General features: G+C 35.5%; 25 protein-coding genes and 1 pseudogene. 16 read left to right on the plus strand and 10 right to left on the minus strand.

Annotated features, from left to right (window positions below; all coding sequences use genetic code 11):
* Positions 1 to 749 precede the first annotated feature (749 nt).
* The 8 genes from IPH52_14340 to IPH52_14375 all read right to left on the minus strand — a co-directional run bounded on the left by IPH52_14340 (position 750) and on the right by IPH52_14375 (position 4,698).
* Positions 750 to 950 carry a hypothetical protein gene (locus tag IPH52_14340; GenBank protein MBK7056197.1) on the minus strand — a complete coding sequence of 67 codons (201 nt, stop codon included), beginning with the start codon at positions 948 to 950 and terminating at the stop codon, positions 750 to 752.
* A gap of 155 nt (positions 951 to 1,105) precedes the next feature.
* Positions 1,106 to 1,246 carry a hypothetical protein gene (locus IPH52_14345; GenBank protein ID MBK7056198.1) on the minus strand — a complete coding sequence of 47 codons (141 nt, stop codon included), beginning with the start codon at positions 1,244 to 1,246 and terminating at the stop codon, positions 1,106 to 1,108.
* A 250-nt stretch (positions 1,247 to 1,496) separates the two neighbouring features.
* Positions 1,497 to 1,871, minus strand: coding sequence for a peptidoglycan DD-metalloendopeptidase family protein (locus IPH52_14350; protein ID MBK7056199.1), 375 nt, complete (start codon positions 1,869 to 1,871; stop codon positions 1,497 to 1,499).
* Positions 1,872 to 1,902: 31 nt separating this feature from the next.
* The gene (locus IPH52_14355) at positions 1,903 to 2,106 is read right to left on the minus strand and encodes a hypothetical protein (protein MBK7056200.1); all 204 of its coding nucleotides are present in this window, start codon (positions 2,104 to 2,106) and stop codon (positions 1,903 to 1,905) included.
* 38 nt (positions 2,107 to 2,144) lie between these two features.
* Positions 2,145 to 2,639 carry a hypothetical protein gene (locus tag IPH52_14360; protein MBK7056201.1) on the minus strand — a complete coding sequence of 165 codons (495 nt, stop codon included), beginning with the start codon at positions 2,637 to 2,639 and terminating at the stop codon, positions 2,145 to 2,147.
* A gap of 89 nt (positions 2,640 to 2,728) precedes the next feature.
* Positions 2,729 to 3,298, minus strand: coding sequence for a hypothetical protein (locus IPH52_14365; protein ID MBK7056202.1), 570 nt, complete (start codon positions 3,296 to 3,298; stop codon positions 2,729 to 2,731).
* 196 nt (positions 3,299 to 3,494) lie between these two features.
* Complete coding sequence (locus tag IPH52_14370) at positions 3,495 to 4,109, minus strand: hypothetical protein (GenBank protein MBK7056203.1); 615 nt, start codon at positions 4,107 to 4,109, stop codon at positions 3,495 to 3,497.
* A gap of 235 nt (positions 4,110 to 4,344) precedes the next feature.
* Positions 4,345 to 4,698, minus strand: coding sequence for a thermonuclease family protein (locus IPH52_14375; protein MBK7056204.1), 354 nt, complete (start codon positions 4,696 to 4,698; stop codon positions 4,345 to 4,347).
* A gap of 551 nt (positions 4,699 to 5,249) precedes the next feature.
* Here IPH52_14375 and IPH52_14380 point away from each other — a divergent pair.
* On the plus strand, positions 5,250 to 5,447 hold the full coding sequence (locus IPH52_14380) for a hypothetical protein (GenBank protein ID MBK7056205.1): 198 nt from the start codon (positions 5,250 to 5,252) through the stop codon (positions 5,445 to 5,447).
* On the opposite strand, the gene IPH52_14385 is transcribed toward IPH52_14380, so the two are convergent.
* Both IPH52_14385 and IPH52_14390 read right to left on the minus strand, forming a co-directional pair.
* Entirely contained in the window at positions 5,428 to 5,859 is a 432-nt protein-coding gene (locus IPH52_14385) for a hypothetical protein (protein MBK7056206.1), read from the minus strand. The two genes, IPH52_14380 and IPH52_14385, sit on opposite strands and share 20 nt — an antisense overlap.
* Before the next feature lie 154 nt (positions 5,860 to 6,013).
* Complete coding sequence (locus IPH52_14390) at positions 6,014 to 6,217, minus strand: hypothetical protein (GenBank protein MBK7056207.1); 204 nt, start codon at positions 6,215 to 6,217, stop codon at positions 6,014 to 6,016.
* Positions 6,218 to 6,219: 2 nt separating this feature from the next.
* Between IPH52_14390 and IPH52_14395 the strand changes: the two genes are divergently transcribed.
* The 15 genes and pseudogenes from IPH52_14395 to IPH52_14465 all read left to right on the plus strand — a co-directional run bounded on the left by IPH52_14395 (position 6,220) and on the right by IPH52_14465 (position 24,991).
* Entirely contained in the window at positions 6,220 to 6,390 is a 171-nt protein-coding gene (locus IPH52_14395; protein ID MBK7056208.1) for a hypothetical protein, read from the plus strand.
* A 257-nt stretch (positions 6,391 to 6,647) separates the two neighbouring features.
* Entirely contained in the window at positions 6,648 to 7,181 is a 534-nt protein-coding gene (locus IPH52_14400; protein MBK7056209.1) for a hypothetical protein, read from the plus strand.
* A gap of 314 nt (positions 7,182 to 7,495) precedes the next feature.
* Positions 7,496 to 10,634: pseudogene (locus IPH52_14405) on the plus strand (DEAD/DEAH box helicase family protein).
* 56 nt (positions 10,635 to 10,690) lie between these two features.
* The gene (locus IPH52_14410; GenBank protein ID MBK7056210.1) at positions 10,691 to 11,068 is read left to right on the plus strand and encodes a GxxExxY protein; all 378 of its coding nucleotides are present in this window, start codon (positions 10,691 to 10,693) and stop codon (positions 11,066 to 11,068) included.
* A 236-nt stretch (positions 11,069 to 11,304) separates the two neighbouring features.
* On the plus strand, positions 11,305 to 14,067 hold the full coding sequence (locus IPH52_14415) for a hypothetical protein (GenBank protein ID MBK7056211.1): 2,763 nt from the start codon (positions 11,305 to 11,307) through the stop codon (positions 14,065 to 14,067).
* A gap of 70 nt (positions 14,068 to 14,137) precedes the next feature.
* Positions 14,138 to 14,383: a hypothetical protein gene (locus IPH52_14420; GenBank protein ID MBK7056212.1), complete on the plus strand. Its 246-nt coding sequence runs from the start codon at positions 14,138 to 14,140 to the stop codon at positions 14,381 to 14,383.
* A 249-nt stretch (positions 14,384 to 14,632) separates the two neighbouring features.
* Complete coding sequence (locus IPH52_14425) at positions 14,633 to 15,418, plus strand: hypothetical protein (GenBank protein MBK7056213.1); 786 nt, start codon at positions 14,633 to 14,635, stop codon at positions 15,416 to 15,418.
* Positions 15,400 to 16,089: a hypothetical protein gene (locus tag IPH52_14430; GenBank protein ID MBK7056214.1), complete on the plus strand. Its 690-nt coding sequence runs from the start codon at positions 15,400 to 15,402 to the stop codon at positions 16,087 to 16,089. Before IPH52_14425 ends, IPH52_14430 begins: the two co-directional genes overlap by 19 nt.
* Positions 16,086 to 17,369: a hypothetical protein gene (locus IPH52_14435; GenBank protein MBK7056215.1), complete on the plus strand. Its 1,284-nt coding sequence runs from the start codon at positions 16,086 to 16,088 to the stop codon at positions 17,367 to 17,369. The genes IPH52_14430 and IPH52_14435 overlap by 4 nt, the downstream gene beginning before the upstream one ends.
* Before the next feature lie 89 nt (positions 17,370 to 17,458).
* Complete coding sequence (locus IPH52_14440; GenBank protein ID MBK7056216.1) at positions 17,459 to 17,710, plus strand: hypothetical protein; 252 nt, start codon at positions 17,459 to 17,461, stop codon at positions 17,708 to 17,710.
* Positions 17,707 to 18,354: a hypothetical protein gene (locus IPH52_14445; protein ID MBK7056217.1), complete on the plus strand. Its 648-nt coding sequence runs from the start codon at positions 17,707 to 17,709 to the stop codon at positions 18,352 to 18,354. Before IPH52_14440 ends, IPH52_14445 begins: the two co-directional genes overlap by 4 nt.
* Positions 18,355 to 18,380: 26 nt before the next feature.
* Positions 18,381 to 18,992, plus strand: a complete 612-nt coding sequence (locus IPH52_14450) for a hypothetical protein (protein ID MBK7056218.1) — start codon at positions 18,381 to 18,383, stop codon at positions 18,990 to 18,992.
* A gap of 86 nt (positions 18,993 to 19,078) precedes the next feature.
* A complete protein-coding gene (locus tag IPH52_14455; protein MBK7056219.1) occupies positions 19,079 to 20,587 on the plus strand; it encodes an AAA family ATPase in 1,509 nt (502 codons plus the stop codon).
* Positions 20,584 to 21,525, plus strand: a complete 942-nt coding sequence (locus tag IPH52_14460; GenBank protein ID MBK7056220.1) for a hypothetical protein — start codon at positions 20,584 to 20,586, stop codon at positions 21,523 to 21,525. Before IPH52_14455 ends, IPH52_14460 begins: the two co-directional genes overlap by 4 nt.
* Before the next feature lie 64 nt (positions 21,526 to 21,589).
* A complete protein-coding gene (locus tag IPH52_14465) occupies positions 21,590 to 24,991 on the plus strand; it encodes a helicase (protein ID MBK7056221.1) in 3,402 nt (1,133 codons plus the stop codon).
* The last annotated feature ends 2 nt before the right edge of the window (positions 24,992 to 24,993 follow it).

Consider the following 24,993-nt stretch of genomic DNA (forward strand, 5'->3'; position numbering starts at 1 on the left):
CCGAGAGGAAAAAGTCCTTTTCGATTTTTAGTTTTTAAGTTAAAACCAGGATGAACTTTGCTGAATGTAAAAATAAATTTCATTCTTTCGACTCCAGAACCGGCTAATGGCTTAAATGCAGAAGTCAAAGGTGATTTTCGATAAAATCTGTCATTCTCTCTTTAGAAATTTTTATTCGATAGTCTAAACTCGGCAACTTTGCCTATGAGTTCCGTGACTTTCTTAATCTTTCAGTGGAAGCCAACTTTAAAAAATGACTCATACGAGGATGCTTATAAAGAACAGGACCTCTCTTTTGATGGTAATTGTATATTCTTCTCCACGAGGATCTTTCTTGAAGAGTAAAGGATAAATGGTCTTCTGAAATAGCGGAACATTTTGTAGAGTATCTGACCAGTATTCCCACGCAATGGAAAAATAAGATACACGATCTGTTTCGTTCCCTATGAACAAACTTCTGCCCAATCTCAGGAGGATATTCAATTTCTGAAATTTTCTGCTGGATAAAGGGAGCTATCAGTTGATTGTAAAATGCGAGTAGTCAACTAGGCAAAGAATAAATAATATTCCTAGAAGCCCAGAAAGAACTATCCTGTATAATGATTGCGATCCAGAGAGGAACCCCTTACCCTTTTATATCCACCATTTGACCTGGTGTGTAAATGCGTGGTGTTCATGAGCATAGAAAGTAAATCCTTCATTTCCTCAGGACTGATGACTGACTCATTCTTTCTTCTAAAGTAACTTCTTTAGGTTTTAATACTCCAGAACATATTCATCTCTTTTATTTCGCGAGGTCCTTCTATTGGATTTGCGGCAGGCTTTGGAACTTCAATTGCTTCTTGCTCCGATATTTCAGCTCGAGCTTGATTGACAAGTCCTTGCAAGTCCTCTTGCAGAGAACTATAAAGATAAGTATTTAAGTTATTGTTTACGTTTGCGATTGTCATCCTAAATTCTTCCTCTACAGAATCTCCTAATTAGAAATGGAATTTAGAAGAAAACGAAACTACTGGCTAATCTACTGCTGATAGCGAGTGGTAATAAGTCACCAATTCTGCGCTCTTCTTTCTCAGCTTTCACTCAGAAAGGATCAAATTATCAATCAAGCCTTTTTCCATTCGGAATACTTAACTGTTCCATTTACTTCTTTCGTCTCGTTGCTGTCTAATTCTTCTGGGATAATATTACCACAAAGATGGTCTAACTTTTCTATCTTTGCAGTGATTCTCTCAATAAGCGACATAAACTTACTTTTTTCTGTTCCATAATTTCTATCGGCATCCTATGGGAAAATCACAATTACATAAATTAATCTATTTGCGAAAAAATTTCCTGATTTGAATGGAGGATTGCCACAGAGTATAGAAGACACAGAGAGGGAGATGAGTTGGTCGCGAATACTGGGAACGAAAGAAGGACTGAAAACCGAATAAAAATACAATTTAAAAAATGGGGATGTTCGCACCCCCGAATGAAGTTTTCTTTCTAAAATATTATAACATAAGCACCGTTGGGTCTAGGCACTCGATTTGGAGATGGATATGAGGAATCATCTTTCGATCCTTGCTGCTGTATCGCTTGGAAATATCTTGAGCGATTCCGAGTCTGTCTCCTTGCTTGACTCGTTTTCCTAAAACTTTCTTATCAGGAATAAAGTAGAACATCTTTAAACTAAGTGAATCGTTTCCCAAAAGAACACCTGAATAATTCTTATCAGTATAGGGAAATGCCTGTCGAATTACAATTCCATCAACAGGACTAACAATGACTTGCCCAGGCTCACAGATAAAATCGATTCCATTGTGTTTTCGTTTCCTCTTGGAGCGTTGAATAAGCCAGACCCAAAATGATCCATGAGTCGAACCGATTTACCAGTGGGCGAAATAAGTTTAACCTGTTTCATGCTTTCCTCCCAGTCTTGGGTGTGAAAAGTTTGGTATATAAAAACAGAAATCCTTCTAAGAGTCCAGAATTGGCAAGAGCCGCAAAAAACAAAAGCAAAACAAGCGGAATCTCTGTGGGTAATCCATAAATCGGGAGGGTAACGAAGGTATACCCCTCGCGGGAAAGCTCAAACTGAATGATACGAATATTTAGAGCCATTAAAGCAATTCGTAAAATATTTTTAATTGTGATGAGTTCTACAAGTCTTGTAAGAAAAGAAATGAGAACAGCGAGAAGTTTTTTGAATCTTCTTTTGCATATATAAAATGTCCTTCAATTTTAATTTGTATTGTTTGAGAAGACCAGGTGAGATGTCCTTCTGATTGGAAAACAAAGTGCAACATTAAGATAGCCTTTGGTCTTCCTTCTTGGTTCTTGATGAGTGAATATTGAATCGACTTACAGGTATTAAGCGAAGATACAGGCAAATCATTGTAAATCTCTGCTCCTCCTTCTTCGAGTGCCTGATACCAATTAAAGAATCCACTTGCTTTGGGAATTCTCTCAGAATGTTGAAAACTAATTCCATCCCGCAAACTAAACGCAGTAGGAATAAAAAAATCTCCAATTAGTTCATAAAGAACTACTCTATCCGAACCAGATAGAACTAATAACTGAGCAAGCTTTTCAATCTTTAAAATCTTAAAGCGAATAGACTGAAAGAATCCTTGATAACTAAAATAATCATGCATGAGCTTGTTTTAAAAAATAAAGTGCAATAAATAAAAAATAGCAGATACTAGCTCGTATACATTCTTTTTGATATTTACCAATAGATCAGTCATGCTGTCCGCCTGTGTGCGATTGTGTAAGTTATAATCTCCCCCGCATCGGCAGGAAGATTTACAGTAGCAGAAAGTTCTCTTCTTCTTACATCCGAAACATAGACTTGCTGTATTCCCTTTGCATAGACAACACAGAGCACATAATAGCTGTCATCCTGTAAATTATCAAGCTCCCATTGAAAGTAAACTTGATTGAAATTATGCGTTATACGCAGACCAAGAAGTTCTTTCATACTAGCGTTAGTTAATACCAATTCGTCGTATTTGATAGACAATGCATCAGAGTCTAAGTCATAGGAAACATTCTTCCAATTTAAAGAACAAAACACAGCCGCTTTGTTTGAATTCTTGTTTGCAATATCATACCGAAGTGCAGGTCTGAAAACTTGAAATAAAGATCCCATACCTTTAATACGCGCGCGGTGCACGATTTGTTTATCACTCTTCCTGTCGTTGTAGCTTTTAGGAAGACTCCTGACACATGTTTGTCCTTTTGATTCATAGTAGACTAAGTTTCCCAATCTACCACGAAGTCCTTTGTTTAATTCATTTGTTAATTTTGCCATGGTGGTTACTCCAAAGTAGGCGTTAGAAAAATCCCCCTTGATCCCCCTTTGCGAAAGGGGGTTTTGTTCTAAGAAGTGACTTTCTGTAAAAAGTCACTCTTCATCGAAACCCCCTTTTTTATCCGCCCTTCAGCTTTCGCTGACCAACGCCTTCGCCGGGGGCAGGGGGGATTTGAATTTCTAAAAAGCCTCCTACTTAAACTGTCACACTACCTGCGTATTGTGAAGTGCTTGAAATGTCACCATTGCCTGTGAAGATGTAGACAAAAACTTGTTGGGTTGCCCATGTTGCTGGAACGGCTAATGTAGATGTGCCACCAGAACGGATAGAGGCTGTGTTTACAACTGTCTGCTTTGCAACAGGGTTATAGGCAACCATTGTCACCTTGTCGGTTCCGATTCCATAGCCTCCATAGTTCCAAGTAACTGTGATGTTTTGTCCTGCGTTGGCAAGGGCTATGTCATTTAAGGCTTCTAACTTTCCTCGGCTGACCACAATAGCCGCGTTATCCACAACCAATGCACCAGCAGTGCCGGAAATAGTTGGATAGTTAATCCTTCTAAAAACATTGTATTTGGTGATGCCCTCTGCTGTTCCATCTAAGCCAAGAGGAATGACCTGAGTAAACGCATTACTCAGGGTGGTCATAGCCTTAAACTTTTCTCGAACAAAAAGTTGTGCAGGGGTTGGTGCTGATTTGCTACCTTCTGACTTTGCCTTGATAACAGTCTGTCCGTTCCAATCTGAAAATGTAATGTCACCAACAGCTCCGGCAACGTTTCCTAAAATTTTTCTTGTTAATTTTCCCATATAAATAAGTTCCTTTTTCTCGCCCCGATCTTTGCGGGGCTGAGTTATTTGATTTTAATTGTCATCCTTTTTCGCATCGTGTGGATAATGATGATTATGCTACTACACAGTCATTTCGAACCGAGCGTGAGAAATCTATCTGACAAATTACAGAGTATTAAGCAAGATAGACCTTGCGAAGGCGAAGGGCGCGTCAAGCGTAGGGCGGACGATGAAGCTGTTCGAGGTGACCGTTTTAAGCCACTACCATACCTTTTGTTTTACTAAATCCCTCTTGAATCATGAGAGTTGTATAATCACGTTTGTCCGGTAAAATAACTTCCACAAGAGCACGTCCGTATTTTTCAGTGCCGTGAAGTTTTACTTCGACTTCTTTATCCAGGAGGAGTTCACAGGCTCGGTCTTTTGCAAGCACGCCCCTGACTCGTTCCGAATCGGATGATGGTCGAAATATCTCCGGTGTATCCAATCCGAATACGCGGAAATGTCTTGTTATCCGCACATCGAAACCAAGATCGACTTCACCCTTGAATGTATCCCCATCGATCACTTCAATCACTGTTACTGAATATAATAAAAATAATTTCATAAATAAAATTTCCTTAATCAAGCTCACTTAATCTCATCGTCTGTGAAAATGAGGTAAAGTATTGTTACCCACTATGTTATGAATCTAAATAATTTGAGTGGATACTCTTTGTAATACTCCTGTGAAATTGATTTTTCGGAAAATGAGAATACTCGAATAAGAAAAAAAGTAAACTTAAATTTTTTCTAATGGAATATTTTTTTCCAATAATTACGTAGTTCGACACTTTTCCCGCTGAACTGCGTAATTAAGGTATATTTGACTGTCACATCGAACAGCCTTCCACCCTGCGCTTGGTCGCGCCCAACGCCTTCGCACGTGATATGTCTATTATCGTATCATTGCCAGATAGATTTCTCACAGCGCAAACTCGGATGCTGCTAGTTCGAAATGACCGCACTGAGGCTAATGCTGTGTATACGCTTTGTATAAGCTGCGTATAAGATAACGTTTTATCAAAGCTAGGGTAGCGATAGGTTCAAAGCTATACGGGATAGGTTCCCTATGCCCTTAACCCCATTAAAAGGTATTAGGGAACCCATTGCTACCCTATGTTATGTGCATCGTCTTCTTATACAAAGGTAAAAGGAAACTACTACTCCTGTCACCTCGAACAGCAGTATCGTGAGAGGTCTATCATCCTTAGAACTATCGTTGTATTGCCAGATAGATTTCTCACGGCGCAAGCTTGGATGCTGCTAGTTCGAAATGACCGGGTTACTTTGATTGTCAGTGAATGGAAAAACTAACCCCGCTCAAATCCTTCACCACACAGCAAAGCAAAGTGTGTGTGCCTTTGAGTGAGAGTAAATACTGATTATCCTCAACTTTCTTGCCATAGGCAAGATTAAAACCGGATTTGCATTCTTGCCTAAGTTTACCAAAATCAGAGGAAGGTATATAGTGATTATTCGCTACTGGTAAAGCTTTCGAAAGTTCGAGAAGTTCTATGAAACAAGTTTTAGAAGTAGTATCACCAACATAATTATTAGGAAGCAAAACACGAAGCTCAGAGGTTTCGACTTTGAATAAAATATCATTGTCCAATTCAGAATGATGAAGAGTAAATTCGAGGACTTGGTTTTCATACTTGTATGAGAGTAAAGTAGAATCGCCACTTGTGGAAATGATTTGGTTTAAAGTAAGTTCTGAAATATTCATAGATTAAAATGCCGAGCGAATTCTGCCCATTGTCCCCTGTTTACAATTTTGTCTTTTAAAAATAAATGTCCATTACAATTTCCAATGGAATAGTAACTCATTAAAGATTACCACCGATGAACACGGATGGACACCGATAAAAGATTAGATTTTGTTAAATAAAAAAGTAAGGTTGGTGAGTAGCAGCGTCCAAGCAAGCGTATCGAACCACACAATTGTCTAAATAAATTCCTCTAACAGTCTGCAAGAGTCTACAGTAGATTACCCGCTCTTCTTTGATTAGCGCAATGTCAGAATCTATCTTATATTCTAAATTCACCAGAGTGAATAAATCATTGCTTTGTTTGGGTGGAAACAATCATGGCAGACAAAGAAAAAACAATCTTTTCCATTCAAGTTCCTAATGAGATGAGCGAAGAGTTAGAAGAAGAAACCAAGCGAAAGTCCAGGTCTAGGAATTTTATTGTAAATCTTGCTTTGAAGACTTTTCTGGAGAAGCCGGAGAAGGAAAGGGATAAGTTGTATCCGTAGTTTTTTTGATATTTTAATTTTATTTCTCTACTTTCTCTCCAATAATTTTTAACTAATGAAAGCTTGGTTTTTAAAGTAGCACAGAGCATTTACATTGACAAAGTTTACACCTATTTTAGTTTCCATGTATGTTTGACTTTATTAATTGATGATATCGTAATTGGTTTCGATTTGGCTTTTGTATTAATCGATAGCATTAAACGAATGTAAAGTAAGCATAATAAAAGTTGTGTAAAATACGTGCTTAAGGAAATGTCATGTACTCAATATACGAAAAAAAAATAATCGGTAACCAAGTCAAATTTAATTATTCTGAGGAAGCTCATATTTTTGGTTGTAATCAAGGTTGGATACCTTGGTTACTAACCAAGACAATGCAGCCCGATCAAACAGAGCCATATAAATGGAGTTTAGATGTTCCATTACTGCTAAGCAAAAATGGTTACGCAGATAAAGCATTTATAATTGATATAAAGCCTAATACTGATGAAGACATTGTTATCGGAGAACTATTAAATGTTTGGGGATATTCTGACCATGGATGGACACCCTTTTTACTTGAAATTAACATGCTTTACTTTGATGGCGAAGATAAATACAATTTTATCTCAAAAAACGAAAAGGATATCGTTTACTCATTTTTGTATGCACGGGGAAGTATAGAAAAAGGTAAAATCATTGGGAAATGGTTGCCGGCTAGTCGAAGTCCAACTAATGCTGTCCTTTTATGGCCCGATGTTGTAGCATATTTTTTTTCGTGTATTAAAAACCAAAAATATGTTGAATGGTAAATGCAACGCGCGTTTTTCACACAAGATGGCGTATCAACTAAGAGAGTGGACTATTTTTGGATACAGCCCATCCCCCCTAAAAATAGATAAAAAAGAAAAGAAAGGAAAAATAACCTTATTTTGAATCTTGCCTTGAAGACTTTTCTTGAGAAACCGGAGAAGGATAGGGATAAGTTGTATCCGTAGGGGATCATGCCTGTCAATCCTGTTTATCTATAGAATTGTTTCGTAATCCTATAATTTTCAAGGGAAAATCGTTATTTTCCTTGCTTTAAAACTGCATATTCTAGAGTGTTAGTTTTGGGGAAATCATTGTGAGTTTAATACCGGATATTGGTCAAGTTGCAGAAGTTAGAAATAGAAAGTACGTTGTTCGCGATATATCCGAAAGTATTGAGAGTTCTTTAACACGCAATCAACAAAAGCATCATTTAGTTTATTTATCCAGCATAGAAGAAGATGGTTTTGGGGAAGAAATCATTGTTGCTTGGGAAATTGAGCCCGGTGCAAAAGTGAATGAAAACTTACTTCCATCTGGAGAGGATTTTGATGATCCTTCTGAATTTGATTCGTTTCTAAATGCGATTCGCTGGAATGTAATTTATTCTAGTTATTCTAAAAACCTACAAGCTCCTTTTTCGGTCTGGTGCGCAAATAGAAGGATATCAACTTGAACCTCTGATTCGTGCATTAGATATGCCTAGAGCCAACTTGCTAATAGCCGACGATGTAGGACTTGGTAAAACCATTGAAGCAGGACTTATAGCGCAAGAATTAGTCATTCGTCAAAAAGCCAGACGGATAATGATTGTTTGTCCCTCTGCTTTGCAACTCCAGTGGAAAGAACAAATGAGAGATAAATTTGGTCTCAATTTTAAAATTGTTGATTCTGAACTGATGAGATCCTTGCGAAGAGAAAGAGGAATTTATACCAATCCCTGGACACACTATCCAAGATTGATTACTTCGATTGATTATATCAAAAGAGATAGACCTCTTCGATTATTTGAAGATTCCTTAAAATCAGATGAAAATAAATTTCAAAGAGATTTTGATTTACTCATCCTAGATGAAGCGCATAACGTTGCTCCTTCGGGCAAAGGAAAGTATGCTACTGATTCACAAAGAACTAAAGTGATCCGAGTTCTTGCTCCTCATTTTGAACATAAGTTATTTTTAACGGCAACTCCTCATAATGGATATCCGGAAAGTTTTACAGCTCTGTTAGAATTATTGGACGACCAGCGTTTTGCACGAGGAATTGAAATAGATCAGAAACAACTTAGAACTATCATGATTCGTCGTTTAAAATCAGAATTTAAAGATAGAGTTATGGGTAATATGCTTTTTCCTCCAAGGGAAATTCAGCATCTTTCTGTGGAATATACAAAAGAAGAATTAAATGCACATAAGCTTTTGCAGGAATATGCTGATTCATTCACCGATGATGTAAAAGGTTATAGAGGTGTAATTTTTGATTTTGTAATGAAGTTATTAAAAAAACGATTATTCTCTTCGCCGGCGGCTTTCCGAAAAACAATTGAAAAACATGAAAAAACAATATTAGAAAAAACTAATAAATCAACTGCAATCAGAGAAAATTCTTTTCAACAAAAGTTATCCATCATAGACGATGAGTTTAATGATGATGAAGAGTTTGATTCCTCTACTGAATCTGTTGTCGAAGAAGTATCTGAATACTTTGAATCATTAAACAAAGACCAATTAGCCATCCTTAAAAAATTAAAAGAGTACGGTTCTAATTTTAGCGAAAGTGGAAATAAAGATTCTAAAGCAAATAAATTAGTATATTGGATAAAGGAACATTTATTCACAAATGGAAAATGGAATGATAGAAGAGTTCTAATTTTTACTGAATATAGGGATACACAGAAATGGCTTCTGGATACGATTTTTTCTACTGCTGGAATTTCAGGAGAGGACAGAATCATGAGTATCTATGGAGGCATGAAAGTAGAAGACCGTGAAAAAATAAAAGCGGCATTTCAAGCGGATCCTAAAGAATCAAAAGTCAGAATATTGTTAGCGACTGACGCTGCATCGGAAGGAATTGATTTACAGAATTTTTGCAATGATTTAATTCACTATGAAATCCCTTGGAACCCGAATCGAATGGAGCAAAGAAATGGTAGGCTTGATCGACATGGACAAAAAGCTGATAAAGTGAATATTTATCACTTTGTAGGCTCTGGGTATAAAAACAATGTTGTAGCGGCTAAGGTCGGTGATCTTGAAGCGGATTTAGAATTTTTAATGAGAGCCGCTTTAAAAATAGAAAGGATTCGAGAAGACTTAGGAAAGATCGGACCGATTCTTGCCAAACAAGTGCAAGAAGCGATGCTTGGAAAGAGAAATTCGTTGGATATTAGAGAAGACGATGATAATTCTGTTAGTAAGAAAGTATTAAAATTAGAACAGGATTTAAAAAAACAAATCGAAGAAAGTAAACGAAAGCTAGAAGAAACAAAGACAACTCTTCATATTTCACCAAACGAAATTTTCAATTCCGTAAAACTCGCTTTAAAGATTTCTGCAAAACCTGAATTGATTCCGGTTACTAGCGATACTCCGCTCTATCCGGATTCTGATTTGTTATTTAAAGTTCCGAGTTTTAGTGGAAGCTGGGCACAGGCTAATGAAGGTTTGCTTCATCCTTTTTCTGGTAAAGTTCGCCCGATTACATTTGATCCAGAAAGAATTAGAGGTAGAGATGATGTTGTGTTAGCCCACATGAATCACCCGCTCGTTCGACTATCGCTCAATCTACTTCGTGCAGAAGTTTGGTCAACCAATCCAAGTAAATATTTGAAGAGATTAACTGCAAAAATTGTTTCTTCTGATGTTGCCTCAGATATTATAATCGTCCTCTATTCAAGACTACTCATACTTGGATCTAACAATCAAAAAATTCAGGAAGAGATTTTACTTTCCGGTGGTTATCTACGAGAAGGAAAAATTGAAAAAATTTCTAAGCATGAAGAGTTAGTTAGAATAGAGAAAACAATTCCTTTAAAACAATCGATTTCTACAAAGAGAAAATCAGATATTTTACAACTTTGGAAAAAGATTAGCCCTGCACTGGAAAAAGCACAAAGCCAAAGAGTAGATTCTAGAGCAAAAGAACTCGCAAAAGAATTAGAAAAAAGAAAAGAAACGGAAATTAAAAATATCACTGAGATTTTGAAAGATTTGGAAAAGAGAATTAATAGTTTATTAAACACTCCTGAGGAAAAACAATTGACATTTGAATTTTCGGAATTGGAAAAAGATCAATACAAAAAGGACAGAGAGCATTTGAACAGAAGGCTTGGATTAATTCCGAAAGAAATAGAGTTGGAAACAAAAAAGATTCAGGATAAATACGCAAGCCAAGTTCCCAAAGTGTTTCCGGTGGGAGTATGTATTTTCATCCCTTCGGACTTAAATAGGTGATGGTTTTATAAAGAGATTATTTAGACAGGATTAACAGGATTTTCAGGATTGGTTTTATGGAACAAGAAGAGATAACAGAAAAGATTATAGCTTGTGCTTTTAAGGTTCATAACACGTTAGGTTTTGGTTTTTTAGAGAAAGTTTATGAGAATGCTTTTAAAATTGAGTTATTGAAAAATAATTTTGAGGTCAAACAACAATATCCACTACCGGTCTATTATGACGATAACTTAGTTGGTGATTACTTTGCTGATATTGTTGTGAATGAAAACATTGTAGTAGAGATAAAGACTGTGGAGACATTAGCTAAAATTCATGAAGCTCAGTTAGTAAATTATTTAAAGGCTTCAAATAATGAGTTTGGATTACTTATTAATTTTGGTAAATCAGTACAAGTAAAAAGAAAATATAAAAATCCAAAAGAAGGAATATAGACAGGATTAACAAGATTTTCAGGATTTAATTTGGAATTTGGATGATGATAATCCTGTGCATCCTGTAAATCCTGTCTAAGAAAGTTTTTAAAAAAGGAAAATATAAAAATCCAAAAGAAGGAATATAGACAGGATTAACAAGATTTTCAGGATTTAATTTGGAATTTGGATGATGATAATCCTGTGCATCCTGTAAATCCTGTCTGAGAAAGTTTTTAAAAAAGGAAAATGTGGTATTGAAACCGATTATTAAACATCATATTGAATGGTTGAGTCTCATTGAAGTCTCTGGTCCTTTTCTTGTTCCGAGTGTGCTCAACTCTGCTTTTCCAAATGGGCTTTTTCCTGTTGAAAGGAGAATGCAAGAAAATCTATTTATCGCATACAATCGATGGAAAGAAGAAATAAATCTAAATAAAGGCGATCTGCGTTTTCATAAAGTATGGGTGGAATATGTATTAGCCGAACTGCTTGGATATAGAGAATTTCTTTTGGATTTTATGAAAATCCCACAGAATCTTTCTGCTCGATCTGTAACGGGAAAAAATTTAAAACCAGACTATGTTTTATTTAATGAATCTGCTAGCTTACTCATTCGAGTATTAGAACCAAATAAAAATTTAGAAAAATCATCTGTGCATACAGAGGATAAGCCGCTTGATGAAATGAGAGAATTACTTAGAGCAACTAACGTTCCTCTTGGGCTTGTTACCAATGGAAGAATCTGGACTCTTGTATATTCAAAAAGGGAGGAGCCTACCGGATATGCGACTTGGGACAGCGAATTCTGGCAGGAAGAAAAAATTTCTCTTTCTTCTTTTCAGAATCTATTGGAACTTAGACGATTTTATGGACTTTCCGAAGAAGAAACACTTTTAGCCCTGTATGAAAAGAGTAAAAATGAACAAATAGAAATTACCAGACAACTTGGAGATCAAGTTCAGCGTGCGGTGGAAATTTTTATCCAAAACATGGATCGAATCAATCGAGATAGAGATGGAAAATTACTGGAAGGAATTCCACTGATTGAACTGTATAACTCTGCTTTGACGTTTATGATGCGTATCATTTTTCTTTTTTATGCGGAAGAAAACGGTCTGTTATTTGGAAATCCAAAGATAGGTGACAAGGCTTCTTCTTATGGTCTGTTAAACCTGCGCCAAGAACTAAGAGAAATTGCAGACCAAAAGGGAGAAGAAGTTCTAGAAAGAAGACAAGATGCTTACATTCGAATCTTAGCAACGTGTAGAGCTATCTATGAAGGAATTCATCACCAAGATTTGTCCTTACCCGCCTATGGGGGAAGTTTATTTGATCCCAATCGGTATCCATTTTTAGAAGGGCGAACCAGTAGCAAACAATCCTTATCCGAAGCATTGCCACTGCCTATTCACAATAGGACTATATTGCATATATTAGAAGCAATTCAAACTTTGCGTATTAAACTAGCCCCTGGTGAAGTGGAATCAAGACGGATTAGCTTTCGATCTTTAGATGTAAAACAAATCGGTCATGTCTATGAAGGACTTCTAGATCATACAGCAAAAACGACAAAGGATACTCTATTAAAACTCAAAACTAAAAAAGACGCGGAAGCAATTTTAGAATTAAGCGAGATTGAAAAAGAATTTAAAAAAGGAATCAACTCTTTTGTAAAATATCTGGAAGAAAGAAAAGTCAAAAACCTAAACCAGTTTAAGAAGAATTTAACATTAGAAAAGAAAGACCAAGACTTAACGCTTCTTCGTTCTGTCTGTGAGGGAAAGGAAGATTTAGTAAAAAGAATTGCTCCCTATCTAGACTTGTTGGAAGAGGATACATTTGATCAGCCGCTTGTCGTTGTAGGTAACGGTGTGTATGTTGCACCGGGAAATGAAAGAAGAGCAACAGGAACGCACTACACTCCAGAAGAAACGTCCATTCCTCTCGTAGTTCATACATTAGAGCCTTTGATTTACAAGGGAGTTATGGAAGGTAAACCTCAATCGGAATGGAAAATCAAAACTCCAGAAGAAATTTTGACTTTAAAAATTTGTGATTCAGCGATGGGGAGTGGTGCAATCCTTGTCCAAGTTCTGCGGTATATGGCAGATAGACTCTTAGAGGCATTGGATACTTATCCTGAAAGCGCTCCTAGAATTTTACCATTTGGAAAAGAATCCGAGGGAAATCAAAAAGAAGAATTTTTTTCCGAAGACAAAGAAAAACGCAAGCTCCAAGCAAAGCGGCTAATAGCGGATAGATGCATTTACGGTGTAGATATCAATCCTATGGCAGTGGAGATGGCAAAACTATCCATCTGGCTTGAGACACTCGATGAGGGAAAACCATTTAGTTTCTTAGATCATGCGTTTAAATGTGGAGATAGTTTATTAGGAGTTACGAATACTCAATTAGAAGAGTATCTTGGAGATCAAATCCTGATGGATGGATATTTAAAACATGCTTTGCGGGATTCTATTTCCCTTAGAGAAGAATTGGAAAATACTCCGGATGATACAATTGAGTTTATAAATAAAAAAAGAATCACCTTAGAAAAAGCAAATGAGGCGTTAAACGTCCCGAGAGCAACTGCGACTTTAATAACTGCGGCTTTGTACAAAGGAATCACCAGAGAGCAATATGCTACTCAATCTGGTGAACCTGAAAAATTATTAAAAGTCTTACAAGGCAAAAATCCATTTCTTTGGCATTTAGAATTTCCTGAGGTCTTTAAAGAGGGTGGCTTCGATGCGTTTGTGGGAAATCCTCCGTTTATGGGCGGGCAGAAGATTACAGGAAATATGGGAGAGGCATACAGAGAGTATCTGGTCAATCATCTTGCCAATCAAAAAAGAGGAAGTGCTGATTTAGTAGCTTATTTTTTCTTACGAAATTTTTCTCTTTTAAAAGAAGGTGGAAACTTTGGACTGATTTCTACCAACACGATTGCACAGGGAGATACGAGAGAGACTGGTTTGGATCAAATTACCTCTCCCCAACCCCTCTCCGACACGTAATGCAAAGAGTATTGGAACAATCTACAGAGCCATTCCTTCTCAGAAATGGCCGAATACGGCGGCAGTTTATGTGGCGAATGTTTGGATTCATAAAGGACAAGATTGGAAAGCTTCGGTAACGTTGGTAGACGAACACGGAAAAGAAACGAACGTTAGTTCTATTAATCCTTATCTTTCCCAAAAAAGTAGAGTAGAAGGAAAACCATTCCAACTAAAGGCTAACGAGGGTAAGTCGTTCCAAGGCTCGATTGTATTAGGAATGGGATTTGTCCTAGAGCCAGAAGAAGCAGAAGCACTCATTACGAAAAAATCCTAAGAACAAAAATTGTCTTTATCCTTATCTGAACGGAGAAGACTTAAACTCTCGTCCTGATCAATCTCCTTCTCGTTGGGTGATTCAATTCTTCGACTGGCCACTTAATCGAAGCGCAAGCGGCAAATGGGGGAAATCCTTTGGAACACGCTTATAAGAATTTAGATATTTTGATTCATAGAACTATTACAGTTGATTCCAATGAGGCAATGGTGGTTGATCTTTGGAAGGTAGATTCTCGAAGCAGTGCAGTTGAAAAATAAAACCGGTTTAGAACTACTGGAATATACTCACTCGATAGAAAATTATACAATCAAGCATATCTTAAAAAAACATGGCAATGCAAATTCAGAAGAATCACGCGGACAGGAAGCAATCACACAAGAAGAAATTTTTCAGATTCCAGAAATTCTCTATAGACCGGATACGATAGAGTATGCGGGAAAGAACAAAAAGAATTTGGAGACCATTCGTTATACCAAAGATATAAACGGGGTGTTGTATTATTTTGAAGAAGTGAGAACGGGGAAGAAGGAACTTATGGGGACTACACTCTATAAGAAAAAACCGGAGCGTGAGAATGCTGGCAAAAGCCCCCTTCCACTCACGCCCGAAGCGTCTCTCCGGCAGGAATTTAATGGTACAATGAGACAAAGAATTAGTCAAGCGATTTATGGGGAAAATGTAACACCGAGTAGTGGATTTACCTTTTACAAAGATCCACCCGACATAGACAAACCTCTTTCCATAGAGCGCAGAGATTGGTTACGAGCAGGAATTGTTCCTTCCGATTATCCATACCCAGTTGCTGCGGATTATCCTGATTTGCTGCAAATCGTAGAAGAGAAGGTAAAACCGGAGAGGGATAATAATAACAGAGACGTCTATAGAAAGAAGTGGTGGCAGTATGGGAAAAGCGTCCTGATTTATTTGCTAGAATTGCTGGTATGGAAAGGGTGTTGGGAATATCGACCTCAAGTACAAAGTTTGTTTTATTCTCATATACATCGAGTGAGACAATGTTTTCAAATGCTGTAGCTGTTCTAATTCCCGATCTACATACTTATACTTTAATTTCTTCAAGCTTACATGACGTATGGACAATAGAAAATACAAGTTTGTTAGAAACTAGAATTCGTTATACGCCTTCCGATTGTTTTGAAACATTCCCGTTTCCTGATTTGGATTCCCCATCATTACGCGATATTGGAGAACAATATTACGATTTACGCAAACAGAGTATGGTTGCGAATAACGAAGGTTTGACGAAGACATACAATCGTTTTCATGATCCGAAATATGCGAATGATAAAAATACGACCGACGTAAAGATGCGATTCATCGCGTCTCTACGGGAACTGCATGTGGCAATGGACTACGCCGTCCGCGATGCCTACGGGTGGATGGATTTAGATTTAGAACATGGATTTCACGAAACAAAACAAGGTGTGCGGTTTACAGTGAGTGACCGCGCACGAGTTGAGATATTGGATCGGTTGTTGGAATTAAATCATGCGCGTTATGCGGCGGAGGTAGCCGAGGAAGAAGAAAGAAAGCGTTTGAATGTGAAATCGAAATCTACTTCTAAGAAGAAAGCGGATGCTCAAGCGGAAACTATTCATTATCCGAAAGATTTATTCGGAGAACAGATTGCGTCGGATTTGTTTGGGAAAGAGATTGAATCCGGGAAGGGACGAAAGAGGAAGTGAGTTTAGACAGGATTAACAGGATTTTCAGGATTGATTTGGTGAGTGGGATGGATGTGATTGTGGACAAAGAAACCATTTTAGATGAATTAGGATATAATTCTTTTTTGAATAAGAATTTATATATCTTATTGTCTGGGGCTAGTGAGGATTTACCTTGCGTTAACCTCCTATTTATTATTCTTTTAGATCATAATAATTCTGGCTTCTCTAGGATAGAATTGGAAAATCTATTAAAAGAGAAATATCTCTACAAAGTAGATTCGTTATCTAATTCTATTGAGAGTTTAGATAAGCAAGGATTTATTCTTCATAATGCTAATAAGTATTTTTTGAATGATGCTGTATATAGAAGTCATAAAAACAATTATGATAATTACAAAAAAGAAGCTAACCACCAATATCAAACGATACGTAACAATATAATTCAAAAAGAAATATTAGAAGGCTTTGGAGATCAAGCATCTCAGTGGGAAAGTTTTCATGAATTAATATTAACTTTAGTCTGTCTGTTGGCTTATAAATTAAACCAAACAGATAAAAAAGAAGATTTTAAATCAATAGTAAAGTCAATCAATTTACATTGTAAAACTTATCAAATTGAAAAAACTGTAGAGTGGATTTCTTATCTAGACTCTAATTTTCAAAAAGAGTTTTCCTTATTTCTTTCTTCGCATTTAAAGGCTTGTCTTTATCTCATGAAATGCGAAAGGACAAAATTAAAATTAGATTTTAAAAATACTTCTAATTACTATCCGCTAATTATTCGAGCCTTTCTTGTTATTTTAAACTCTTATTCTTCTTTAAAAAATTTGGAAAATTCTTTAGTGGCTACAGTTAATGATTTATTACTTAGTTGGATAGATAAATCTTTAAAGGAGCAGGTAGAGCTAGAATCCGTAGTCTCTTATCAAATGCAAACTTTAGAATCTGATTTAAAAAATAGATTGAATGAATACCATCAATCAGATGCAAAAACGATGGAGCAGCTAACGGCTAAAGTAGACGAAAGAGTTCATAAAATAGAAACGATCGAAAAACATTATAATAAACTATTAGTAGAGTTTAGTAGTGTGCGTAAGGAAAAAGAAAGAGATAGAAAAATAAAGAAATTAGAAGGGGATTGGAAAAAAACAAAAGACTCGCTAGCTAGAAAGTCAGAGCAATACCATAAAAAAGAACAAAGTAAATATTTAAAAATTTTAGGTTTGTCGAGTCTGAGCTGTCTCTATTTAGTATTTGTTTTAATGCTATTTTTATCCCTGATTTTAAATCGCTTTTAGAAAGTTTGTTTCCGCATACTTTACTTAGCGTTTTCCTTTATGCACTTACTCCAATTATGATTATTTTGGCTATATTTACTCTGCCCAATATGCTTACTAATATTTATAAACATAAAAGATTTGATTATGCAAATGCTTTAGCTGATGAAATTTACAAAGAAAAAGAGAAGGAGTCCATTAAGCTTTATGAATTTTACGGGCAGGCAATTCAAATGGAACTTTCCCAATTAACCCCTGAGGAAGCATCGGCAATAGCACCCGTCTATCACATTTACGGTGGAACAAACGTAATTAGCGAGACGATCAATAATCTTACACAAAATGGAGTTAAGGAAGAATGAATATTCAAAACTTTAATGTTACAGGCGGCCAGAATGTATTTGCTACTAATATTGAGAACTTAGTATTAAATCAGAATAATAAAAAAGAAGATACAAAAGATTTAGTAAAAGACTTATTATTTGCGTGTAGTGAACTTCAGAGCAAAAAGGGATTTCATAAAGAATCGGAAAATTCCTATAACGATTTTATTGGGTCGATTTTAAAAGCCAAGAGTTACCAAGTTAATCTAGAGAGTAGAAAAGGTGCTACTCTAAAAACAGGAAATCCGGGAGAAATTGATATAGAAATATTAAAAGAGGATAATTCGTCTTTGGCGATATGTGAAGGAATGATTTTACCTTCTTTGAATGAGCAATATATTAAAGATCATATATTAAAAGTATTTACTTATGATGCAAACGGTCTGTTTCAAAATTTTATAATCGCTTATATAAATGTAGTGAATTACGGTGAGTTTGTCCGAAAGTATAAAGACTTAGTTTTAAGAATTGATTATCAATATCCATTAATAAATGCGGAAGTAAAAGATGTCTCCTCGGATTACAATACTGGAACCGATATGAACATACTTCGGACTCTATTTAATCGGAATGGAAAAGAAGTAAATCTGTATCATTTATTAGTAAGCATGAATAGGCAATAGAAATAATTTAAAAATGAGGGCAACAAATGATTGAAGTAGAAGAGTTGGGAGTTATTCGAAAAGTAAAGTTAGATGATTTAATCTTAGATCCAAATAATTTTCGTTTTGTAGATGACGAACGATATGTAAAGATTGAGGATAAGGCTAAATATGCTGATTCTGATATACAGCTAAGAATTCAAAGTATATTATTGGGCGATAAAAAAGAAAATGTGCAAGATTTAACCAGAAGTTTTTTATCGAATGGTTTATTAGAACATGATTATATCCAGGTTACTTTCTTAGAAAATATTGGAAAGTATCTTGTCACAGAAGGAAACCGTCGAACTGCATTTTTGAAGTATATAAAAAGTGAATACGAATCCAAACATATTGATCTCGGAAAATTAGATAAAAAATATCTATTCGAAAAAGAACTTCCAGTTGCGGTTCATAATTCAGTTTCTCCAGAAAAGAGTTTGATTATGATGGGGCTACAGCATGTTACTCGTAAAAAGCCATGGCCTGCCTATAACCAAGCTTTAATGATAGAAGAACTATTAAAGGTTGAGCCGTATAAATCAAAGCCTGAGATGGTAAGTGAAGAATTGGGTATCTCTAGCCGTCAATTTAATCAATCCAGAAAAACTCTTTTTTAATTAATCAGTTTATCCGGTTAGGCTATAAAAATGATTTTAAAGCAGATAAGTATAATTATTTTTTAGAAATCATTCGTTCTCCTGATTTGAGAAATTGGATAGGTTGGGATGAATATAGTTATGAAGCAAAGAATTTAGATAATCTTCATCGTTTGTTTTCTTATTTCCTAGAAGGTGGGGCTGATATTAAAGATAGAAATTCTGATGAAGACGATGAATATGAAGAAAGCAATTCATACCATTCTGGCAAAGCGTTAATTAGAGATTCAAAGCATTTGAGGGACTTAGCAAGGATCATTAGTAACCCCAAAAAATTAGAGCAGTTTGAGAGAACTGGAGAATTTCCTCGACGAGAAGAAGAAATTCCTGACAAAGTAAAAGAATTAAATCAAGTTATTTTAGAATTAGAAACTCAGCGAGAGAGTTTGACTCAAGAAGAGTTATATGAAATTTCTGGTGGCTCTGAAAAACTTACTTTAATCTCAAAGAGTAAACAATTCTTTTTGCCTGTATTGTATAAAGAGAATGATAAAAAAGAATTATACATACAAGGAAAAGATACAAAGCATTTTAGTGAACTATTTATAAAGAATTATAAGAAGTTTAAAAATCTAGAATTAAAAAACCTAAATCGTATCAATATATTTGCTGGAAAAAACAATGCAGGAAAAACTACATTATTGGAAGCAATATTGTTATTAGCCAATCAAAATAACTATCGTGCAATTTTTGAGATTATAATGAAAAGGGCAAAGCATGTAGAATCTACTGCAGAGACTTTTTCATTGGTTATTCAAGCTCTTCATAAACTTGTAGAGATTGAAGGAAACATTGATGGAAAGCACACAAAAGTAAGTTATCATTCAGAAAAAGAAATAGAAGATGGAATTGTTAAATCTAACTTACTGAAAGTATTTTCTGAATACAATTCAGATAGACAATCAGTGCAAGTACAAATTCAAGCATTTGGATATATTAAAGAATTAGCAAATATTGGAAATAATAGAAAGTTAGTTCGCTCTGTTTATTCCAGTCCATTTTCAGCTAGTCATTCTGAATTAGTAGAAGCCTGTCATTCTATGAGTTTAAATTCTTTTGAAAAAAATGGAGAAAAGTTTATTGCGAAAGATAAAATCATTGGATTCATTCAAAAATACGTAGATACAAAAATTCGATACATTGAAATGGATCAAAAAAATTTCAAAGTTACACATGAGGAACTGGATACGATGTTTCTCTGGGAATACGGCGAAGGCTTACAACGAATATTCTACATTTCTCTTTTATTCGCTTATGCAGAGAATGGAATTGTATGTATTGACGAATTTGAAAATGCAGTTTACTTTGGTTTGCTTACAAAATTTACAGAGCTAATTCAATATCTAGCCGTTGAATTTAATGTACAAGTATTTCTCACAACGCATAGTAAGGAGTGTGTGGATGCGTTTATATTGAATGATTATAGAACAGAGGATATTTCGGCTTATACTCTCCTTCCGAAGAAAGATGGAACGGTTACTTCTTTTTATTATTCGGGAAATGATTTAAAAGGATACATTGAAGATATGAATACTGATGTGAGGACGTTTCTATGAAAAATTATAAAGGGATTTTTGTATTTTGTGAAGGACCTCATGATGTTGCTTTTATTTCAAAGGTATTAAAAATTATAAATGGATATAAAGATTTTAGAGATAGGGCTATTTCTGAATTGCCGCTACCTTTAAATGATTATTATAAAATTAAATATGGTCAATATGAACCCATTATTGATAATGAAGATATTGTTGCTCCTTTTCTGCCAAGAAGCGTCATGTTAAATGCATCTGAAAATACTTTTATATTTCTTTATCCGTGTGGTGGAATAGACAATATCTTGACATGGACTAAGGAATTAGGTGCAGCTGAAAAAGTAGGAAGCAAGAAAAATTTAGTTAAGATAGAATTAGAGAAAATAAAGAAGAACTTTGAATTGCATTTAAAAAAAATAATAAAGCTGGAGCAACCAGAGAACAACGATAATGAAATGTTTAATGAAGAACCTACATTTTGTTTTTTTGTAGATGCTGATGACAAAGGTGCAAAAAAACGATTTGAAGAATTCGAAACAAATTATAAAGAAAACTTCAATGAAAAAGTTAATTTAGAACAATATAATAAATGGGATGAAAAGAAAAAACTTGGGTTTTATGTATTTCATTTAGATGATACAAATCATACAGGTAGTTTAGAAGATATTTTATTTCAGATTGTAGATAATAAAGATGAGTTAGGTTTTTTTGAAAAGCATTACACAGAAAATTTTCCAAAGAGTGGTGAGGAAGCTGCAAGGCTAACTAAAATTAAAAAGGCATCGCTAACTAGTGCTGGTCAATATAAAAATGCAGGCTCAGCGCTTTCTGTAATTGCAAAAGACGAAAAGAGGAACAATCAAGGGGTTTACGTTCATGCTGGTTTTTTAAAGGAAGAAGAAATAAAAGAAAATCAGTATTGTCAGAGAATCGCCAAATTCTTTCAGGAGGTCGTTCCTTGACTCCATCACCACTGCAAATTCGAAAAGAATTACTTTCCAATGAATACACCCGTAAGGATAATACATGAGTAACCCCCAAGTTATCAGTCAAACTAAAATCAGAGAGCAATTACTCGACTTAGTAACGTTAGATTTGTTAGGACCTAAGCAGGGAGAGGAAGAGGAAGTAACAGAAAAAAGAATAGAGGCTCGTTATATTTTAGGAAAACTTGCTCCACAAAATGTACAAGTTGAGGAAGAGGAGGAAGAAGAAAAGGATGAGGAGACAGAGGTTGATTCTTTGGATATGGGATCAGACGATGATGCTCCTGTAGAAACGAAAGCTCCACCTAAAACAATGCTTCCTTCTTCTATGGGTTTAAGTTTTGCCATTGATAAAAGTGAAAAATCTTTTTTTGTTCAGTCGAATTGGGGATTTTACAATAGAGTCAAAAATACAGAAGGAAGAAATATTTGGAAACGAAAGCCGATTCAAAATGAAGCTAAAGAAATATTTTTAAAAGAAGGATTGATTGAACGAATCTTAGTTTATTCTAATGAAGAAATTGAAGGTGGAATTTATTACAAAGGAATTATCAGACAAAACCCAGAAAAAGAATGGTTGGTTTCTTTATTTCTAGTGAATGAATTTAAAGCCACTTCTAAAAAGTCTGAGAACATTTTATTTCAACCGGAAATGGAAGTATTTGGAAGAGAAAATAAAGAAATATTCATCAAACGTGTATTTAAGAAAAGCACTCGATTTGCTGAGGGACTTTTAGCAGAGGAAGAAAAATTAAATGAAATGGCTTATCATGATCATCTTGAATTTGCTGTCGGTCATAATGTAAGCACACATACAAATAAGAAAGAAATTCATTCCCATAGAGCAGTCAGTATAAAAACAAAGTTTGTTCCTGTGTTTGAACTACCATATTTTCAACAAGCAGAGCCTTCCACTTATTCTGAATTATCTGGAATTATTTTGGATATGAAAGTATTGTCTGAAATAAACAAAGCAAATCTGATTCAATCGTTACAATGTTTGCCGGATGCATACCAATCATGGATAAAAGAAGAATTGCAAGTTCTGAAAAATAAAAATCTGCAAGAGTATACAGAAACATCCGAAAAAGTTGTGGCTAATTTTAATTTACTTCTGAGCAGATTAAAAGAAGGAATTCAAGTTCTAGAAAGTGTTCCTAAAGCATTGGATGCGTTTCGCTTTGCAAATAGTGCGATGTACCAACAAAGAATTCATACTATTTATTCAGAAGAAAAACGAAAAGGAAATCCTTCTTCGCTAGAAAGTGCAGATATAGAAAAAAATCGCTCTTGGCGTATATTTCAGTTAGCATTTTTACTGATTACTTTGCCTTCGCTTTCTAACTTAATGCATAAGGATCGAATTGATCCAATGGAATCAGTAGCTGATTTAATTTGGTTTCCAACTGGTGGTGGTAAGACGGAAGCTTATCTAGGAGTGACTGCTTTTTGTTTGGCTATTCGTAGATTGGATGGAGTCGTAGAAGATAGGGAGAGTGAATATGGTGTAGGGGTAATCATGCGTTATACGCTTCGCCTACTTACGTTGCAACAATTCCAAAGATCTACTGCATTAATCTGTGCCTGTGAAGAAATTAGAAAAGAAGATCCAGTCAAATGGGGAAATACACCCTTTAGAATTGGACTTTGGGTAGGACAAAAAACTACTCCCAATAAAACAGAAGGGAGTAAACAAGCATTAGCTTCGATGACTGATAATTACTTTTCAACGAGCAATTTTTCAAGTGGCAATCCTTTACAGCTTACAAATTGTCCTTGGTGTGGAAATGAAATTTCTAGGAAAAACCTAGAAGTTCAAACATATCCAAAACTGGCTAGGACGATTACTTATTGTGGTGATCCAAGTGGTAATTGTAGCTTTAGTAAACGAAGAGCAAACCTTGAAGGGATACCAATTGTAGTAGTCGACGAAGAGATATACAGGTTATTACCCGCTTTAATCATTGCTACCGTTGATAAGTTTGCCCAAATGCCTTGGGAACCTCAGATTCAAATGTTATTTGGTCGAGTGGATAGACACTGTGAACGACATGGATTTGCTTCCTCGGAAACAGAAGAGGCTACTTCTCATACTGCGTCTGGTGGATTTAAGTCTGTAAAAGTAAAAGAGCATAAAAACTTGAGACCTCCAGATTTAATAATCCAGGATGAATTGCATTTAATCAGCGGACCTCTTGGAAGCCTGGTAGGATTGTATGAGACTGCTATCGATGAATTATGTTCATGGGAAGTGAATGGAAAAAAAGTTCGCTCTAAAATTATTGCTTCTACTGCAACAATTCGAATGGCAAGTGAACAAATAGCCAGATTGTATACTCGTAAAACTTTTATTTTTCCTGTGCCGGGACTTCGCATTGAAAATAATTTTTTCTTACGTCAAGTGGAACCAACAGATGAGAAACCTGGGAGATTGTATTTAGGAATAAATGCGATAGGAGAAAGAGTTAAGGTTCTAATGATTAGAGTCTACTTGGCTTTCTTGGCTGCCGCCCAAACCTTACAAGACCAATATGGTAGTGCAGGAGATCCGTATATGACGTTAGTTGGATACTTTAATTCTATTCGAGAGTTAGGCGGTATGCGACGGTTAATTGAAGATGATGTAAGTAGTCGTCTATATAGGATGGATAATCGAGGATTAAGTCAAAGAAAAAGACCTCGCATTGAGGAACTAACGTCTAGAAAATCTGCATTAGAAATTCCAAAGATACTAGAAATTTTGGAGTCTCCACACCCTCTTAATGACACAGAAGCTAACAAAAGATATATAGATGTTCTCTTAGCCACAAATATGATTTCTGTGGGTGTGGATGTAAAACGATTCGGTTTAATGGTAGTAGCCGGTCAACCGAAGACTACATCGGAATACATTCAGGCTACATCTCGTGTAGGTCGATCCTTTCCAGGAATTGTTTGCACTGTTTACAATTGGACTCGTCCGAGGGATATATCTCACTATGAACGGTTTGAATACTACCATGATACATTTTATAGACAAGTGGAAGTAAATTCAGTGACTCCTTTTTCTCCAAGAGCATTGGACAGAGCGTTAAATGGCGTGTTAGTCGGACTAATTCGATTATTAGATAAACCGTTCAATCCAAATGCATCCGCTGAATTGTTTCAACCTGATTTGGAAATACTCCAAAAGGCAATTTCAATTATAAAAGAGAGAGCAAAATTGATAAACAAAGATGTTTTGTCGGATTTAGAAAGGCTTATCGAGGATAGAATCGAAACTTGGACTAGCAGAATTGAAGAAGCGGCAAAATTCGGTAATACTTTACAATTTAAGAAAAGCAAAGGAGATAATGTGGAATTGTTGGTAGATTTAAATCATCCAGAAAGAGACAATTATCTGTTTTGCTTAAATTCCTTAAGAGATGTGGAAAGCAGTGTTAGCTTTTATTTACAGGACTAAAC

It is taken from the genome of Leptospiraceae bacterium (assembly GCA_016708435.1).
GTDB lineage: Bacteria > Spirochaetota > Leptospiria > Leptospirales > Leptospiraceae > UBA2033.